This is a genomic window from Bacillus sp. AFS017336 (assembly GCF_002555445.1).
GTDB lineage: Bacteria > Bacillota > Bacilli > Bacillales > Bacillaceae_G > Gottfriedia.
The window spans coordinates 58,326-76,559 of sequence record NZ_NUCO01000006.1; the positions used below are offsets into that span (position 1 = coordinate 58,326).

The following is an 18,234-nucleotide window of genomic DNA, read 5'->3' on the forward strand; positions in this document are numbered from 1 at the left end:
TTAATGTGAAACAAAAGAACTCTCCCTTAACTGGCCTTTAGTTATCTAGTTTAACTGCACCCATTAAGTAGTTAGACATTTCAACTGCCTTCGCAAACTCTTTTTCTTTTACATAATAATCATACAACTGCTTACCATATCTTTTCATTAGAACTGTATGATTGCGTGATTTAAAATAAGGAAAAGCTGTCTTTTCTGTGTACTCAATAGATTCTTTCGTTTTATTTTCAATGGAATAGATTAGTAATGTAAAAAGTACTTGATAGTGTTGATTGTTTAGATCCTCTGCAATTGTTAGACCCTTTTGAGCACTATTTAATAAGGCAGATTTTCGCATTAATTTGCCTTCAAATGAACTTTTAAGATAATTATTCAGTCGTTGGAGATAGATTACAGAAGGCTTTTTCTCCAACTGTAACGCTGCTTTATAATATTTTTGCGCTTTTTCATACTCTTTTCTTTTATAATATTCCAATGCAAAGTTATTTAACAACATCCCCGTTTTATCTGGTGCATTAAGAGCTTCACTGTCGTGGATTAAGTTTTTATAAGATCGTTTTAATTTTTTAAAATCTATATGTACATCTGTGCTGGCTTGTAAAAGCATAACTGATTCAGCATTTATTGCGCGTAAATAGTTACTTGTTTCTTTAAAATGATTAAGTGCCTTTTCTGCATATACATATGCCATAACCTTAGAATCAGTCCATGCATAGGCCATTGCTAAGTGATAGTAGTACTCAGGATTGCCGTACTCATTAATATCAATCTTCTTTAAAGTTTGTATTGCTTTATGGTGGTTCTCTGTACTTGAGTTATTGTAATTACCTAAATAATAATTTCCTATTACGTGCAAAAGGAGATTTCTTTCAAAAGGAGGTAGGTCCTTATAGTTTCTTTGTAAACTTTGAATAATCGTAATAGTGTTCTTAAAATCGTTATGTAAGAGATAATATCTTGCTAGAAGTAATTGATATAGCGCATCATATCTTGATGAATTAATAAATGGGCTTTCTTCCAGCTCATTTTTATATGATTCAACTTCCTTCATTCTAAGTTTAATAATTGCTGTGTGCCAGTTTTGTAGTTTCTTTTCAAGCTTTTCAAAGTTAGCAATTTCTTTAAGAATATCAATTTGTAATCGTTCAGAAAATAAGGTAATAATCTCGGAGGAATAGGATGTAGTCCCTCGTTCAATTTTCCCTACGTGCTTGGAAGAGCATATTCCTTTTCCTAGTTCTTCTTGTGTTAGTCCGGCTTTTGTGCGATAAAATTTTATAACTTCTCCTTCGATCATTGAATGCTCCCCCTATCCTAAAATTTATACTAAATATACTACATATTAACCATTTTTTAATAGTTATATCGTCACTATTTATTAAGTTTTTTTAATGAAAAACCAATTATAAATATAGTATTTTAATACTACTTTTACGGACTAACAGGAAAAAGTTAAAGAAAATAAGAAAACCATGAACAGCTAAGTTTGTTCATGGTTTTTAAGTTTAATTATTATTTAACACCGACAGCATCATATGCATCCATTACTGCTTTTGTTTGTGTTGATGGTAGACCAGTAGTTTTGCTATCTGGATATAGATCACGAGCAGCTTGAATTGCAGCTTCGCGCATTTCTTTGAAACCAGAAGAAGGTGTTAAATACATTGTTAATGCACGGTAATAGATTTTCTCTGCTACTGAACGCTGCAGCTTAGTTACTGTTATTCCATTATGTGTGCCACCTTCAGCGATTAAATATGCAGCTTTATTGTTGATACTACTGTTGATGTGTACGCCACCTTTATCTTCTGTACCTAAATAACGATCAGCGTAATTATCTGGATATTTATTATCCTTTAATCCATAAATAGAACTAAGGGACTTAGATTTTGGGTTGCTTAATGAACGAAGTCCTCCATCACCATCTTTTGTAGGAGTGTAGATATCTTCACCCATTTCCCAATCAGACGGAGATGTAGCACCTGCAGCATTCATTTCTGCTAATGCACCAAAAATATCTGCCAATGATTCATTGATTGCACCAGACTCACCTTCATATGTAAGGTTTGCAGTATTTGAGATTACACCATGTGTCATTTCGTGACCTGTAACGTCTAGTCCGCCTGCTAATGAACCAAGAACTATTCCATCACCATCTCCATATAGCATTTGCTTTCCGTTCCAAGCTGCGTTATTCCATTTTGCACCGATGTGAACAGTGCTTATTAACGTCATTCCCTTATTGTCTAAACTGTTACGCTTGTGAACAGTTTGATAATACTTGTTTACCTTATCAGAGTTCATTTGAGCTGAAACTGCAGCAGGATCATAGAAGAAATTAGTTGAACTATTTGTTCCTATTTCAAATCCTGTAAATCCTAATAGTGCTGAAAGAAGAATAAATGGAGTTTCCCCCATACGATGAGCATCGAAAGTTGCAAGTGGCACGATATTTGGTGCTGTTGTAGTACCACCAGCAATTGATCCACCATATAAATAGCTAGTACCAGTTGAAGTGTCTTTTCCTACAGGGAATGTCTGCATTTTACCAAATACGTCTAAACCTCTACCAACCGCAACAGTAAGTTTTGCTGGATCTGCTAAATTGTCAATTGCATCGAAGTTGTTGATTATTTCTCCATTAGTAGCATCCACAAAATAATGGAAATATCCAGGTGCTGGTACAGAGGTTGAAGCTTTAACTAAATATGCTAAATAATACTTTCCATTATGTGGATAGATTGTTAATTCAGTATCAACTCCATCATAATTTGTAACATTCCCAATTTGAGATTCTATGCTCTCTTTAGCAGTTGCTTCAGCATCTTCCTTAGAAATAGCTGCTTCAGTCGGAATAATTGTACGAGCTAATTTTTGAGTTACATTACCAAAAGATGCGTATACATTGTTATTTGCGTCTAGCGCTACAGCTTGTCCTGATCCATATATTGGAATTCCTTTGTACTGTTCAACCGTCCTTACATGGTAAGTATTTGTTTTGGTGTCAGTTTCTTCACTAACGATTTTAAATTGTTCCCATGTAGAACCTGATCTCGCTAGACCATCCACTTTTGAATTCAGAAATGATTTTACAACTTCTTCCTTACTTAAAGCTTGATTTACTGTTGCTGCACTTGCTTTTACATTTACAAATGAAGGTAATGTAGTTAGCCCGCCTCCAAATGCTACAGTTAATGCCATTACTGCTGGAATTGCTTTTCTTCTCATTCTTTTCTCTTTTTTCATTTTCAAAACTTTCACCCCTTATTTAATTTGTGTTGCGACTGCAATTTTCATTATTGAGAAAATTCAAAATTAAATCAATATGTACAAGTCGGGTTCTTTTTCGCGTGTTTCTTTAGCTTTTCGCCCTATTAGTGACTAATTTCGACAAAAAACTACTAGGCATTGACCCGAAAATAACCCGGTTTCAATTTTCTGACAATTGAGCAATAATGAATTTCAACAGGGCTTTTTGCAAAGGAGTGAAAAACAAGCAATGAAAAAAGTCTCTATAATAATAAGTTTATGTTCGATTCAATTTTACTTAGCAATGCAAACAGTTGGTCAAACGGAGGCATCATTTTCTAGTCGAGCTTCATCAGAACAAGTCATTTCAGCAGCAATTGTGTTTCCAAAAACGATTCAGCAACTAGTAATAGCAGCCAAAGATCATTCAACAAAGGCTAATCATTTATATGAGTCGATTTTGAAAACTTCACCTATTGGTACAGACTCTGAAATGTCCAAATTACTTACTAATGTTCTTAATGAGGAACATGAACTAAATGATGAAATAAAAAGTCTACATAGAATTCAGGAACAAATGAATTCCTACCATAATCAAGTTCACGAGCTTCAAGAGGTAGACCGCAACAGCTATGAATATGAAAGGAAGGGTTACGAAGTGATAAATCAACTGATCCTTCAAGTAAATGAATCAATCAATCTTGAAAAGATAGACAAGATTAAAGCTGACATTCAATTAAACCTAAATGAAGGTAACGAAGAAAAAAAGGCCAATATTGATGATTCTCAAAATAATGCGCAGAACAACACTGCTTCACAAACAAATGTAGAGTCAGTCCAAAATGAAGATAATGAGAAGAAAAAAGACGGCATTGGGGATTCGCGAAATAATACTGAGAATATCAATGCTCCGCACACTGATGTAGAATCAGTCCAAAATGAAGGTGATGAGAAGAAAAAAGACGGCATTGGGGTTTCACGAAATAATACTGAGAATATCAATGCTTCACACACTGATGCAGAATCAGACCAAAATGAAACTTCGGATAATTCAGATAATAAAACTCAAAATGAATAGGTGATCACTCATGTTGAAGAAAATTTTATCAATTGTAGGTAATATTTTAAAAAGTATTTTTTTAGTCATCTTGTGTTTCTTAGCATTTATCGTAATTTCTTCAAGGTTTACGGGTGGAGAATCTACTATGTTAGGCTACCAATTAAAAGCAGTTTTATCTGGATCAATGGAACCAACCTTCCATACCGGATCAATTATCGTTGTTAAATTAGGAACAAATCCATCATCTTATCAAAAAGGCGACATTGTTACCTTTCACATGGACAATAAGTTAATCACTCACAGAATAGTAGCCGTCCATCAAAAAGATGGTGAAATTTCATATAAAACTAAGGGTGATAACAATAACGCCCAAGATCTATGGACTGTGTATCCTCAGAATATTTTAGGTAAATATTCTAATTTTACGATTCCATATATAGGTTATGCACTAAATTTCGTAAGCTCAAAAGCTGGATCAGCACTATTGTTAATCGTTCCGGGTATTCTTTTAACTCTTTTTGCAATACGCAATTTGTTCCAATTAAGAAAAGAGTTTGAACAAAAAACAGCAGGATGAAGTTGGTTAGTTCTCTTAAGTACAAAATAAGAGCTTAAGAGTTTAATAAATATAACCTTAAGGGGGAAAAGAAATGAGTTTTACTAAGCGAATTGGTCAAGTTGTTATGAGTGGGGCTATGGGTTTATCATTAATTAGTGGGGGTACTTTTGCATATTTCAGTGACACAATTAAAACTGAAAATACATTTGCAGCAGGTACATTAGACTTAGGGATGAATCCAAAAGCAGTAGTCAATATTAGTAACTTAAAACCTGGTGACGAAGTTTATCGTGAATTCACACTAGAAAACAATGGTACTTTAGATATTAATAAAGTTTTATTAAACACTAAATATCAAATTGAAGACGTAAAAGGTGATAACACTGAAGATTTAGCTAAGAATATTAAAGTGACTATTATGTATAACACTAGCAGTGCTACAAATGAGATCGTTGATACAACATTATATGATTTACAAAATCAAACTCCAGATTTAACAGCAATTAATCAATTTGTTGGTAGTACAAAAGATCCGGATGGGATTGCTGCAGGACAAAATGAAAAGATTTTCGTATTATTCGAATTTGTTGATAGTGGAGAAAACCAAAACGAGTTCCAAGGCGATAAGCTTAAAGTTGACTGGACATTTAATGCTCAAACTGGTGGCAGTACATATCACGACGACACTGACCCTAACAGCAACTAATAAAAACAAAAAAGCCACCTATATCAAAATAGGTGGTTTTTCTATCTTTCTATTAAACAACCGGCCATTTTTGTTTGCGTAGCCTTTCAATTAAATCATTGCCTACATTTAAATTCTCTTTTACTAATTCATGTGGAGTAAGTGCCATCCATTGGTTAAGTGATACATCTTCGAATCGATCGCTTTTAAAAATTTCGAGAAACCAAAGACTTGTGTCACCTGTATTTTCTATATAATGTCCAAATGCAAAAGGTACGTATCCTACGTCTCCTGCTCGATAGTTAAAAGTACGTGCATTTCCACTGCCCCCAAATACAGTCATTCGACCAGTACCAGTTAAATAATATTGCCATTCGTCATTGTTTGGATGCCAATGCATTTCTCTCATTCCACCTGGTTTTATTTCTACAAGAGCAGCAGCAATTGTTTTTGAAATAGGAAAATTAGTAGAATCAACAATCCGTGCTGTTCCTCCTGGAGTAATAATTGGTTTTTGTGCTAGTAAATTATAAGAAAAACTTTTTGGTACACTCCCATGCGGATCTTGCACTTGTTGACTTTCGAGAGATTTAGGCACCTCTTCTTGAAAAATATACACTTGTTCCTTAGGGATATTTCCGAAGACATTTTGCGTTGTTCCAAAATTTTTGGCAAGTACTTCCTTAGGAGTATGAGCAAACCAATCTGAAATCGATATTGTATTTAAATCTGAGAAACTCCCATCATCAAAAACGAGTAAAAACTCGCAACCCTCTTCTAGTCCTTGAATTGAATGTGGAATACCTGGAGGAAAGTACCAAATCTCCCCTTCTCCAACGTCCGCTATAAAATTCCGTCCATCTTGATCAACAGCTGTAATTCTAGCTTTTCCTAAAATCATATAAGCCCATTCGGCTTGTTGATGCCAGTGCAGCTCTCTTACTCCTCCTGGAGTTAAGCGCATATTTACTCCAGCAATTGTAGTAGAGATTGGCAATTCTCTTACAGTTATTTCTCTTGACCAACCACCATGATTTAATTGCATATGAGTATCAGAAAATGAGAATTTTAAATTCGGAATCATTCCCGCATCCGTTATTGGAGGAACTAGCATATCTGGATTTTCTATATCTCGCATAATATCTCGCGGGCCATTATCTGTCGCTCCTGCGCCATCTGGTCTAATTGGTTGTGGAATGCTACTATTTAATCTTCTCTTTTCATTAAAATAATCATCCATGACTTTCTCCCTTCAGTTCCTAATTACATACCCGTACCAAATATATGTTTTATCTACTTTTACTATGCAGTATTGAAATGTTGCAAAAAAAGAAGCTGTATAAAACAACTTCTTAAAAAGGATAAATATTTTTAGTTTTTTAATTCTTCTACACTCTTTACAATGTCTATCAAATTACTTCTTACAAATCAAACCTCTCCTTTATCAAATTCACCACTTCTTCTGCACTCAAATTCGTATTATTTATTTTTATATAATTTCCCTTTTTAATTTCGTCTTCAATAGAATTTAATCTGTACTTTCCATCTAACTCTCCTCTTTTAGCTAACTGAATTTTTTGACTAGTATATCACAAATATAAATGGCTAACTTCTCCCATAATCTCAAAATAGTATAGAAAATATTAAAAAAGCAGAAACCAAAGAAAACCCTATTAATTAACGTTTATCAGATATTTACTGAAAATTAGCGAATTATAAAAAATTTTTTATTACAAATAAGAACTATTGTGTTAAAATCAGCATATAATTTAAAAACTTTCCCTAGGGAAAAACTATTAGATGTGTACAATAAAACAGGTGGTGGGAAACATGTCACAAAAAACACAAGAAAAAGTCATTTATGACGAGGCCGGCTGGAGACAGGAACAATCACAACCTAGTTTGCAAGAAGTCCATCGATCATTATCTGTTCCAAAGAAAGCTAGTTCTTTCCGCAAATTTCTAGCATTTGCAGGACCAGGTTATTTAGTCGCAGTTGGATATATGGATCCTGGAAACTGGGCAACATCAATAGCAGGTGGATCTGCTTTTAATTACAATTTATTATCTGTTATTTTAATATCAAATCTAATGGCCATCATCCTTCAATCTTTAGCAGCTAAATTAGGAATTGTTACTGGAAGAGATTTAGCTCAAGCATGTCGAGACCACTTTAGTAAACCTGTATCATTTGTACTTTGGTTACTTTGTGAAGCTGCAATTGCCGCATGTGACTTAGCTGAATTGATTGGATCAGCCATCGCTCTAAATTTATTATTCGGTATTCCTTTGTTTTACGGAATTTGTTTGACAACGTTAGATATATTTCTTATTTTAATTTTACAAAATAAAGGATTTAGATACATCGAAGCATTTGTTATTTCTTTAATTATTTTAATCACAGGTAGTTTTGTTTTTGAACTCATCATGTCCCAACCTGATATAAAAGCTGTATTTGGTGGATTCATTCCAAGTTCTCAAGTTATAACAGATCCAAAAATGCTTTATATTTCATTAGGAATTTTAGGGGCAACTGTTATGCCTCATAATTTATACCTTCACTCGTCAATCGTTCAAACTAGAAAGTATGATACGTCTGATACTGGTAAGAAAGAAGCAATTAAATTTGCTACAATTGACTCAACAGTTGCATTAATGATCGCACTATTTGTAAATGCAGCAATCTTAATTTTAGCAGCTTCTACATTCTATAAATCAGGTCATACAAATGTCGCATCAATTGAAGACGCATTCCAACTTCTTACTCCATTACTTGGAACGACTCTAGCAAGCACATTTTTTGGAATAGCGCTATTAGCATCAGGTCAAAATTCTACTTTAACTGGTACGATAGCTGGGCAAATTGTCATGGAAGGCTTTTTAAATATTAAACTTAAACCTTGGATAAGAAGATTAATTACTCGTTTAATTGCTGTTACACCAGCTCTGATCGTAACTTATCTTTACGGTTCAAAAGGAACCGCAGATTTATTAATCCTTAGTCAAGTTATCCTATCATTACAGTTATCATTTGCGGTAATTCCACTAGTTATGTTTACGAATGATCCAAAGAAGATGGGTAAATTTGCTAACAAAACTTGGCTCAAATATATTGCATGGACGATTGCATCCGTAATAGCAGTTTTAAATGTATACTTACTTTGGGCAACATTCTTCAATTAAAAAATAAAAAAGATTGAACAGATGTTTAAGTGACATTTGTTCAATCTTTTTTTATGCTTTATGATTATTTAATTTTTGGTGATAAAAAATACTCGCAAGTCTAATAAATTCCAATTCTATTTCCGGGATCGTATATGTTTTTGGCTTTTGATCTTCAGTCAAAGACTTAAATCTTTCCCAAGACTTTTTCATACCTTCTTTAATTTGAGGATCATTTTGACTATAGCGATTATTCATCTCCATTAAAAACTTAACTAATTCTTGCGCCTCAGCACTCTCTACTTTATATCCATCTTGAACAAGCTCAGATAGTTTCTTTCTAAAATATTGATAATCATTTAAATGACGAATATGGTCTTCTTCAGTCCATCCGCGCTTGGCTAATTTTTGTAAAGTTTCTTTAGTGTAAGACTCTTTTGCAATTCCTCTCATCACTTTACGGTCCTCTGTTGATAAATATTGATTTACCCATTCAGGCTTTAAATTAAAATGTGCCAATTGAATTAGCTCTGTAACACTTTCATAATCTATTGAAGCTGAATTGAGGGTTGTTTCTACCTGTTCAATCGCATTAATAATCTTATTAATTTGATTCTTTTTAGCTTCCAACATTGCTTTTTGTTCATGTAACTTTGTAGATAAGTCTAAGCTACTTTCATTTAAAATAGATTGAATATCCTTCAATGAAAAACCTAAAAACTTGAAAGTAAGGATTGATTGAAGACGAACTAAATCAGAATCTGTGTATAATTTATAACCAGATTCATCGGAATTTGTTGGTTTTAATAAACCTTGCTGATCGTAGTATCGTAGCATTCTAACTGAAACAGAAGTTTTTCTCGCAAATTCAGTTATATAATAAAATTTGGTATCCACTTGCTATCCCTCCTATCATTTCACAGTTTATACGGTGACGTAGCGTCATAGTCAATAAAATAATAAAAACCTTTTTGGAGTGGAACCCCTCATGAGTAACATTTTTGCTGATTTGTGCTCTTTTACTTACTCATGAACCCCTCATGAGTAACATTTTTGCTGATTTATGCTCTTTTACTTACTCATGAACCCCTCATGAGTAACATTTTTGCTGATTTCTACTCTTTTACTTACTCATGAACCCCTCATGAGTAACACTTTTGCTGATCTCTACTCTTTTACTTACTCATGAATCCCTCATGAGTAACATTTTTGCTGATTTATGCTCTTTTGCTTACTCATGAACCCTCTATGAGTAACATTTTTGCTGATTTCTACTCTTTTGCTTACTCATGAACCCTTTATGGGTAACATTTTTGCTGATTTGTGCTCTTTTACTTACTCATGAACCCTCTATGAGTAACATTTTTGCAGAATCTTGCTCTTTTACTTACTCATGAACCCTCTATGAGTAACATTTTTACAGAATCTTGTTCTTTTACTTACTCATGAACCCTTTATGAGTAACACTTTTACTGATTTGTGCTCTTTTGCTTACTCATAACCCCTTCATGAGTAACACCCCTTCTGTTTTTGGCATTTTTACATACTCATAAAGCCTTTAGGGATATGTTATTATCAACTCAATATTTGACTAAGTTTTATTTCAACACGCTAAAAAACCCTCATAGAGGGTTTTCTTATAACCTATATATTAACTAAACTTCCTTTAAAAACTTCTCAACAATTGAAATTTGCTCTTTAGTATTTAATGCAGGCGCATGACCGACTTTAGGTATTGTTTCCATTTGAAAGCTTTGTGTTTCTTTCATTTTTAATGCTACGTCAAGCGGCAATACGTCTGAAATTTCTCCTCTAATGAGTAAAATCTTTGATTGAATAGCCTCCCAGTAATTCCACAAGTTAAGATCTTCAGAGTGTTGGAATTGCAATGCAATTTTAGGATCATAATCAGGACTTATTCCACCTTCATCTCTTCTGCGGCAAGAGTTTTGAGTAAAGTCATTCCATTCTTCCTCACTTGAAACTCCAAATGAGTTGTAAATTAACTTATAATAGTTCTTCAATTCAGTAAATGTTTTAAACGCGGGAGGTGCGCCTACATAAGAAATAATTCTCTTAATTCCCTCAATGTCTTGCGGTTGATTTTCTGAAGCTCCAGCCCCAATATCATTTAAAACTAAATGAGTAATGCGGTTTTGGTGTTGCGGTGTACCAGCAAGTCGCATTGCGATTGCGCCACCCATTGATGTCCCTACCCAGCGAACTTGTTCAATCTCTAATTGATCTAATAAACCAATCGCAATCTTTACATAGTTTTCAAAACAGTAGTCCTGCTCAGGATTAGTACTCCACTGACTAAATCCTCGTCCAATTGTATCGGGGCAAATTACATGATAATTCTTAGCTAAATGACGCGCTAAAATATCAAAATCTCGACCATTTCTAGTTAAACCATGCCAACAAACAACCGTTGGATTTTTTCGATCGCCCCATTCTGTAAAATGAAGCTCCATTCCATTAATTGTTTCAAATCGAGATATAGGATTTAAAATATTAATCACTCCATTCGTTTTACTGTCCACTCTATTAAATATTCGATTTTTTTTTAATTATCCCTATAAAAAGGACAGGCAAACGGAGGATTTTTAAACTGTTTTCATTTAAATAATAATAAGGAAAGATACATCACAATCATGAATATTAAAAAAGAAAATAAAATCGATACAAGAATAACTGAATTATTCGCAGGTATAAATTTTCCATTTTGAATTTCTTTCCGCTTTTTACTGTATTGCATTGTAGCTAATACTCCTGTAATAAAACCTACAACACATGCATAAATCCCAAGAAAAACTGCTAGTGTATTAATGAAATAATTATCGCTAATTTTAATCGTAAAATGAATTGAGGTTGTTAAAAATCCTACACCAGTGATCGAAATTGCTGTACGCAACCATGCTAAATATGTTCTTTCATTTGCTAAATGCTGTTGTGCATATTTAACACTTTCATCAGGTAATTCTTTTTGATTATTTAAGGATTCCATTATTAATTACTCCTTACTTATAAATCATCAATCAAATAAATCAGAAAAAACTTTCTTCTTTACAATTAGTTTACACTCTCTAAGTTAATTTATCGTAAAGTTCTGCTTACGATTATATGAAGTAGCCTGGAAAATGAAAACTACTAGTAAATTAGAAATGCCCTAAAAATAACTTTTTTAGGGCATTTCCGTGTAAATTAACTTTCTCTATTTTGTTCGGATTAAATCGATTTTGACATAAGATGCTGCAAGTAATCTACACCATCTGTAGTGATTTTTGTACCTGCTCTACCTCTACCTTTTGTTATAAACCCAATTGATTCCAAGTGATCTAAACGAAGCCTAATTTGTTGAGTTGTTAAAAATGTGCCAGATTTTTTACTACTATTTGAAATAAATTCTCGGCTTGCAGATTTACCTGAATCATTACACTGTTTTATTGCTTTTAAAATAATAATATGTTCTTTTAATTCAAGCATACTAGTCGGCAATTTAAATACATTAGTTTCTAGATCAGATGATTCGTTGAAATCTGAAAGAATATAATGTGGAAAATCGTTCTTACTAATAATATGTCCATCACATACCGTCAGCATATAATCGATCATACCTTTTAATTCTCGAATATTACCAAACCAATCACGTAGCATTAAATCTTCTAATACATCATTCTGCATCGGGATCCACTTACCACTTTTCGTTATAAAATGCTTTGTTAATATTGGTATATCACTTCTTCTTAGTCGCAATGGAGGAATAAAAAGGCTTAAAACGTTCAGTCGGTAAAACAAGTCCGTACGAAATGCACCTTCTGATATTTTTTGTTGAATGTTCTTATTCGTTGCTGCAATCACTCGAACATTAATCGGAATAATTTTCATACCACCTATTCTACGAATTTCCTGTTCTTGTAGAACCCGTAATAAATGTGACTGAACGTTTAAACTAATATCTCCTATTTCATCTAAGAAAATAGTGCCTCCATCTGCCATTTCAAAAAGGCCTTTTTTCCCACCCTTTTTAGCCCCTGTGAACGTCCCTTCTTCATAGCCAAACAATTCGCTCTCTAGTAAGCTCTCGGTAAACGCACTACAATTTACTGCCAAAAATGGTCCATTCTTTCTAAGTGAGTGTTGATGGATCGAATGTGCAAAAAGTTCTTTTCCCGTCCCTGTTTCACCTTGAATTAGGATGGGATGTTCAGCAACTGCAAGCTTTTTCGCGATTGCCTTGCATTTAACAATCGACTGATGTTCACCGATAATATCATCAAAATCATATCTAGCATAAAATCCTTGGTTTCTAAACTCTCTTTGTGCTGTTTTTTCAATTTCGACTGCTTGATTTACACTTTTAAACGTCGCTACAACCCTATCTTCTTCTTTAATAAAAAATCGATAGATTACAATATCAACGTTATTTATTGTAAAAAACTTACTTTCTTCTTCTCCATTTAAAATAAATTCTTTAATTATTTGCTGCGAAATGATTTGATCAATCTTTTTCCCTACAGCGTTTTCAGTTGTTATTTGATAAAGTGCCGCTAATCGATCATTAAACACTGTAATCGTACGAAATTTATCAATTGCTAAAATACCATCATCAACTGCATCAACGACATTTTGAATATGTTCATTTACTTTTTTGGTTTCATGCTCTGCAAGTATGAGCTTTCTTTGCAATTCAATAATATTTCGGATGTATTTCTCTGAAATTAAGGAAGCAATTGCTTTATCCAGATGACAGTATTCAACAATTTGCAAGATCGTCGTCATATCAAAAAGACGTACGCCAATATCAATGACTTCATTTATATGATGTGGACATAGGTGAGTTTCACCCGGGGAAATAGCTATATTTATGTCAGGATAATAGACTTGATCTAATTTGTACGGAAAATAGTCCAAGTGATTAATACCCAATTGATACAAAGACTGTATCAGCTCAATTGTAGAATTATAATCATCATTAACTACTAGTACTTTTGTTTCTCTAGTAATCCTTAAGAGCTTGTCTAAGTTTTCATGATTAGGCGTTCTTTTCCCAACCATTACATTCTTCGCATGAATACGAGCCATTTTTTCTGACTCTATTTTCGCTTCATTTGATGAATAAAGGATAATATCATCCTTTAATTCATAATCAAACCCTTCTTCAATTGAATAACTTTTTATTGATAAATAGTCTCCTAACAAATGTGAAAGTTGACTATACAATGCCTGCTTTGTTTTTACACTTCCTGTTATTAATGTTAGAGACATTTTCACAATACAACACCATGCCTTATCCTAAGTAATTGGGTTTATTATAACACTAAAAGAACCAAAAACACCCAAACAAACCCGTAATCAGATTAGACCATCTTAAAAATAGCCTTTTTAAATTTGGCACACTATTTGCTTAATATAAGAGAGTAGTCGTCATTTTAATAAATTGGATTCTATTAAGGAGGAAAGGGGATCGCTTTATTAGTTTCATATTTTCTTATTAAAAACGAAGGGATTTATAAACTGTTTCTATTCTATTAAAAGGAGAAAATAGATGAATCAACTACAATCACAGGAAATGATACCTAAAACTATAGCTAAAAAAGAAAGAACAACAAATGTTTTTGCATTATTACTTATCATTTTAGCAGTCGCGACAATCCTTACTCATTTTTTACCAGCAGGTGAATATGCACGAATTGATCGTGCTGGACATACTACAGTAGATCCAAATTCGTTTAAATGGATTAAATCAACTCCAGTTAGTTTTTTCGAAATGACAAAAGCAATTCATTTAGGAATGGTAGAAGCCGCAAATATCATCTTTTTTATCTTAATTATCGGCGGATTTTTTGGAGTATTAAATGCTACCGGAACAGTTGAAGTATTAATATCGACAATGGCTAAAAAGTTAGCTTCTCGTGAAAAGCTGTTAATCCCGATTATGATGTTTTTCTTTGCTATAGGAGGTTCTTTAATGGGGATGGCTGAAGAAACATTAGCCTATATTCCATTATTAATTCCACTAGCACTCGCGTTAGGTTTTGACACAATTACAGGAACGGCAATTGTATTAGTTGGTGCATCTTCAGGTTTTACAACAGCAATAATGAATCCTTTCACAGTTGGAATTGCACAAGGGATAGCTGAACTACCAACCTTTTCAGGAATTGGCTTTCGACTAATATTATTTGTGATTGTTTATCTTGTTTCCGTCCTATTCGTTTACCGTTATGCAATGAAGGTATTGAAAAATCCTACCATAGGAATTTATGGCAAGTACTCATCGGAGCAAACAAATGTGTTTTTAACATCTAAAGAAAAACTCACTTCAAGACATAAACTAATTTTTATGGCTTTTCTTATCAATTATATCGTTCTAGCTTTTGGCGTAATAAAGTATCAATGGTATATTACAGAAATTGCTGCGTTGTTTATCATTCTAACTGTTGTAATTGGAATCATTGGAAAATTATCTATTGATCATCTCGTTAAATCATTCACTCAAGGTTCCGCTTCATTAATAACCGGTGCACTCATTATTGGCGTATCGCGTGCAATAGTAGTAGTTTTAAACCAAGGTCATATCGTTGACCCAATGCTTCATGAGGTTTCAGAAGGAATTAAGCATATCCCCTCTTACTTAAGTGTTATTGGAATGTATAATTTCCAAACTGCCATCCACTTTATATTAGCGTCTGGGAGTGGACATGCAATGTTAACAATGCCAATTATGGCACCGTTAGCTGACCTATTAGACATAACACGTCAAACCGCTGTCTTATCTTTCTCCTTTGCAGATGGAATCGGAAACATCATTTTCCCAACAGCAGGTACATTAATGGCAGGACTGGCAATTGCAGGGATTCCGTGGACTAAATGGGCTAAATGGATTTTCCCATTAGTATTTCTTCAATATTTGATTGGATTAATAGCAGTACTGGTCGCTCACTATATTCACTACGGTCCATTTTAAAATATTACAATATTAGGAGGATCACAAGTTGTTAACTTTAATAAAAAACGGTCAAGTATACACACCACATTCGATTGGTCGCAAAGACATACTTATTGCGGGCGGAAAAATTATCTTAATAGGGGATCATATTCCACTTCCTCCAGAATCATACAATTGCAACATAATAGATGCTACCAACAATATTGTAGTACCAGGTTTTATTGATTCACATGTTCATATTATCGGTGGTGGGGGTGAAGGCGGCTTCAAAACACGCACGCCAGAACTCATGTTAACTTCTGCTACTACTGCAGGTGTCACTACTTTAGTTGGCTTACTTGGTACAGATGGAACAACAAGAAGAATGGAAAGTCTTCTTGCAAAGGCAAGAGGTTTAGAGGAAGAAGGAATTACATGTTATATTCAAACAGGTTCTTATCATGTCCCCGTAAAAACATTAACAAGTAAAATTGAAGATGACATCATATTAATTGATAAAATAATTGGTGTCGGTGAGATCGCTATTTCAGATCACCGTTCTTCTGAGCCCACATTTGAAGAATTGGTAAAAATCGCTACTGCTGCACGAAATGGTGGGATTTTGTCTGGTAAGGCTGGAGTATTGGAAATTCATGTGGGCGATGGATCAGATAAACTTTCTCTATTACATGAAATAATAGATAATACAAACATCCCAATGCGTCATTTCCATCCTACACATATTAATCGTAATGAAGAGTTATTTGAGGCAGGAATTCAATACGCTCTAAGAGGTGGATATGTCGATTTTACAACGAGTACAATCCCTCAGTTTTTAGAGGAAGGTGAGGTCAAGTGTAGCAAAGCATTACGATTGATGCTTGATCAAGGTGTACCTATTGGGAATATTACCTTTTCATCTGATGCTCAGGCAAGTCTCCCTTATTTCGATAAAAATGGTGAGTATCTTGGCCTTCAAGTCGGAAAGATGTCCTCTCTTTTCCAAGAAGTAAAAGATGCAATATTAGAGGAAGCAATCCCATTAGAAACAGCTATTCAAGTGATCACATCCAATCCTGCACAAGTGCTAAAGCTGCCTCAAAAAGGCTGTTTACAAGTAGGTAAGGATGCAGATCTTGTATTATTACAACAAGATAATTTGGAGATTGAGACTGTTATTGCAAATGGCAAAATTATGTTAGATAAAGGAATTCCGATCGTTAAAGGAACATTTGAGTAAGAAGAAAATTCACAAAAACCATTACTTAAAAATATAAATCGAATAAGTTATCAAAAATAAAAACGTCAGAAAAATGGATTCCCACCATCTTTCTGACTGTTTAATTTAACTATTTTTCAGTTTGCTGAAATTCAGTTTGAACTTTTTCTAAAAGGTTTTTATCGGTAATTAATCGATAGCCCGTTAATGCCAATGCTTTTGCCCCCTTGATTAGAGCCTGATCACCTTGTAACGACCTAGCAGCTTCACGGAATTCGTTCGTATGAGCTACTAAATCATCAGGTCCAATTTTTATATATGCGTGGGAAGTCGGAACTACATGGCTGACATTACCAGCGTCAGTCGATCCAATTCCTCCGTTTTTGCCACTGATTGTTTCTCCTAATAAAGCTAATTCTTCACCTACGATATGATCAAGTGATTGATTGATAATAAAGTCGTGGACTTCATTTTGGAATCTCTCAATTTTCACAGTGCTACCAGTTGCAAGTGCCGCTCCTTCGGCAATATTACGAATCTTAGTTGAAACTTCTTCCGTAGTCTTCCATGTACTATCACGGATGAAAAATCTCGCTGAAGCATATTCTGGAATAATATTAGGCGCATCGCCTCCGTGAGTGATAATTCCGTGTATTCGTACATCACTAGTAAGTTGCTGACGAAGGGCATTTATTCCATTGAATAATTGGATTACGGCATCTAGTGCATTAATTCCATGTTCTGGGGAACCAGCCGCATGGGCCGCTCTACCATAAAAGTGGAAGTCCAATGGATCTACTGCAAGAGATGGGCTTGTTAATCCTGTTTTACCACTTGGGTGAATCATAAGAGCTGCATCAACACCTTCTAATAATCCGTTTTTTACGAAACTACCTTTTGCACTTCCATTGGGTCCTCCCTCTTCTGCAGGAGTTCCAAATATGACGACCTCTCCTCCAGTTTCAGAGATTACTTCGGCAAGGGCGATACCTGCAGCCACACTCGTAGTCCCAATAATATTATGTCCACATGCATGACCAAGACCAGGCAGTGCATCGTATTCTGCTAAAAAGGCAATCGTTGGGCCTTGCTTAGACGATTTTTTTCGTGCTACAAAGCCTGTTTCATGTCCGGCAATATTACGCGTTACGTCAAAACCAGCTTCTACTAATGTTTTAGTGTGTGTTTCGGAAGCAAAAAACTCTTGATTGCCTATTTCAGGTTTCTCATGTATTTGATGACTAATTTGAATGTATATTTCCTTCAATTCCTCAATACTTTTCACAATTTGGTCTCTATGCGTTTCAGTTTTAACTGTCATGTCATTATTCTCCCCTTTGCTCTCTTATATAAGAAATGAAGTTCAAAA

14 protein-coding genes are annotated in these 18,234 nt (G+C 34.2%); 6 read left to right on the forward strand and 8 right to left on the reverse strand.

The window, feature by feature from the left end:
• Positions 1–37: 37 nt before the first annotated feature.
• Positions 38–1,297 (reverse strand): helix-turn-helix domain-containing protein, encoded by a 1,260-nt coding sequence (locus CN601_RS02445; protein ID WP_098169913.1) that lies wholly within the window; start codon positions 1,295–1,297, stop codon positions 38–40.
• Between the two features lie 215 nt (positions 1,298–1,512).
• Positions 1,513–3,228 carry a M4 family metallopeptidase gene (locus tag CN601_RS02450; protein ID WP_098169965.1) on the reverse strand — a complete coding sequence of 572 codons (1,716 nt, stop codon included), beginning with the start codon at positions 3,226–3,228 and terminating at the stop codon, positions 1,513–1,515.
• A 271-nt stretch (positions 3,229–3,499) separates the two neighbouring features.
• On the opposite strand from CN601_RS02450, the gene CN601_RS02455 reads away from it, so the two are divergent.
• From CN601_RS02455 to CN601_RS02465, 3 genes are all read left to right on the forward strand, one after another.
• Positions 3,500–4,327, forward strand: a complete 828-nt coding sequence (locus CN601_RS02455; protein ID WP_098169914.1) for a DUF4047 domain-containing protein — start codon at positions 3,500–3,502, stop codon at positions 4,325–4,327.
• A 13-nt stretch (positions 4,328–4,340) separates the two neighbouring features.
• On the forward strand, positions 4,341–4,886 hold the full coding sequence (sipW, locus tag CN601_RS02460; protein ID WP_373604948.1) for a signal peptidase I SipW: 546 nt from the start codon (positions 4,341–4,343) through the stop codon (positions 4,884–4,886).
• A 73-nt stretch (positions 4,887–4,959) separates the two neighbouring features.
• Positions 4,960–5,574: a TasA family protein gene (locus tag CN601_RS02465; RefSeq protein ID WP_098169916.1), complete on the forward strand. Its 615-nt coding sequence runs from the start codon at positions 4,960–4,962 to the stop codon at positions 5,572–5,574.
• 52 nt (positions 5,575–5,626) lie between these two features.
• Here CN601_RS02465 and CN601_RS02470 read toward each other — a convergent pair whose 3' ends face one another.
• Entirely contained in the window at positions 5,627–6,793 is a 1,167-nt protein-coding gene (locus tag CN601_RS02470; RefSeq protein WP_098169917.1) for an oxalate decarboxylase family bicupin, read from the reverse strand.
• Between the two features lie 590 nt (positions 6,794–7,383).
• Here CN601_RS02470 and CN601_RS02480 point away from each other — a divergent pair.
• Positions 7,384–8,736 carry an Nramp family divalent metal transporter gene (locus CN601_RS02480; protein ID WP_098169918.1) on the forward strand — a complete coding sequence of 451 codons (1,353 nt, stop codon included), beginning with the start codon at positions 7,384–7,386 and terminating at the stop codon, positions 8,734–8,736.
• A 51-nt stretch (positions 8,737–8,787) separates the two neighbouring features.
• Here the strand turns inward: CN601_RS02480 and CN601_RS02485 are convergent, their stop codons facing one another.
• The 4 genes from CN601_RS02485 to CN601_RS02500 all read right to left on the reverse strand — a co-directional run bounded on the left by CN601_RS02485 (position 8,788) and on the right by CN601_RS02500 (position 13,992).
• Positions 8,788–9,612, reverse strand: coding sequence for a MerR family transcriptional regulator (locus CN601_RS02485; protein WP_098169919.1), 825 nt, complete (start codon positions 9,610–9,612; stop codon positions 8,788–8,790).
• Positions 9,613–10,370: 758 nt separating this feature from the next.
• Positions 10,371–11,258 carry an alpha/beta fold hydrolase gene (locus CN601_RS02490; protein WP_098169920.1) on the reverse strand — a complete coding sequence of 296 codons (888 nt, stop codon included), beginning with the start codon at positions 11,256–11,258 and terminating at the stop codon, positions 10,371–10,373.
• 74 nt (positions 11,259–11,332) lie between these two features.
• A complete protein-coding gene (locus tag CN601_RS02495; RefSeq protein WP_098121733.1) occupies positions 11,333–11,722 on the reverse strand; it encodes a YidH family protein in 390 nt (129 codons plus the stop codon).
• A 221-nt stretch (positions 11,723–11,943) separates the two neighbouring features.
• Positions 11,944–13,992 carry a sigma-54 interaction domain-containing protein gene (locus tag CN601_RS02500; RefSeq protein ID WP_098169921.1) on the reverse strand — a complete coding sequence of 683 codons (2,049 nt, stop codon included), beginning with the start codon at positions 13,990–13,992 and terminating at the stop codon, positions 11,944–11,946.
• A 271-nt stretch (positions 13,993–14,263) separates the two neighbouring features.
• On the opposite strand from CN601_RS02500, the gene CN601_RS02505 reads away from it, so the two are divergent.
• Positions 14,264–15,685 (forward strand): YfcC family protein, encoded by a 1,422-nt coding sequence (locus CN601_RS02505; RefSeq protein WP_098169922.1) that lies wholly within the window; start codon positions 14,264–14,266, stop codon positions 15,683–15,685.
• A 28-nt stretch (positions 15,686–15,713) separates the two neighbouring features.
• Positions 15,714–16,886 carry a beta-aspartyl-peptidase gene (iadA, locus tag CN601_RS02510; protein WP_098169923.1) on the forward strand — a complete coding sequence of 391 codons (1,173 nt, stop codon included), beginning with the start codon at positions 15,714–15,716 and terminating at the stop codon, positions 16,884–16,886.
• Positions 16,887–16,995: 109 nt separating this feature from the next.
• Here iadA and CN601_RS02515 read toward each other — a convergent pair whose 3' ends face one another.
• Entirely contained in the window at positions 16,996–18,186 is a 1,191-nt protein-coding gene (locus tag CN601_RS02515; RefSeq protein WP_098169924.1) for a M20 family metallopeptidase, read from the reverse strand.
• Positions 18,187–18,234 lie beyond the last annotated feature (48 nt).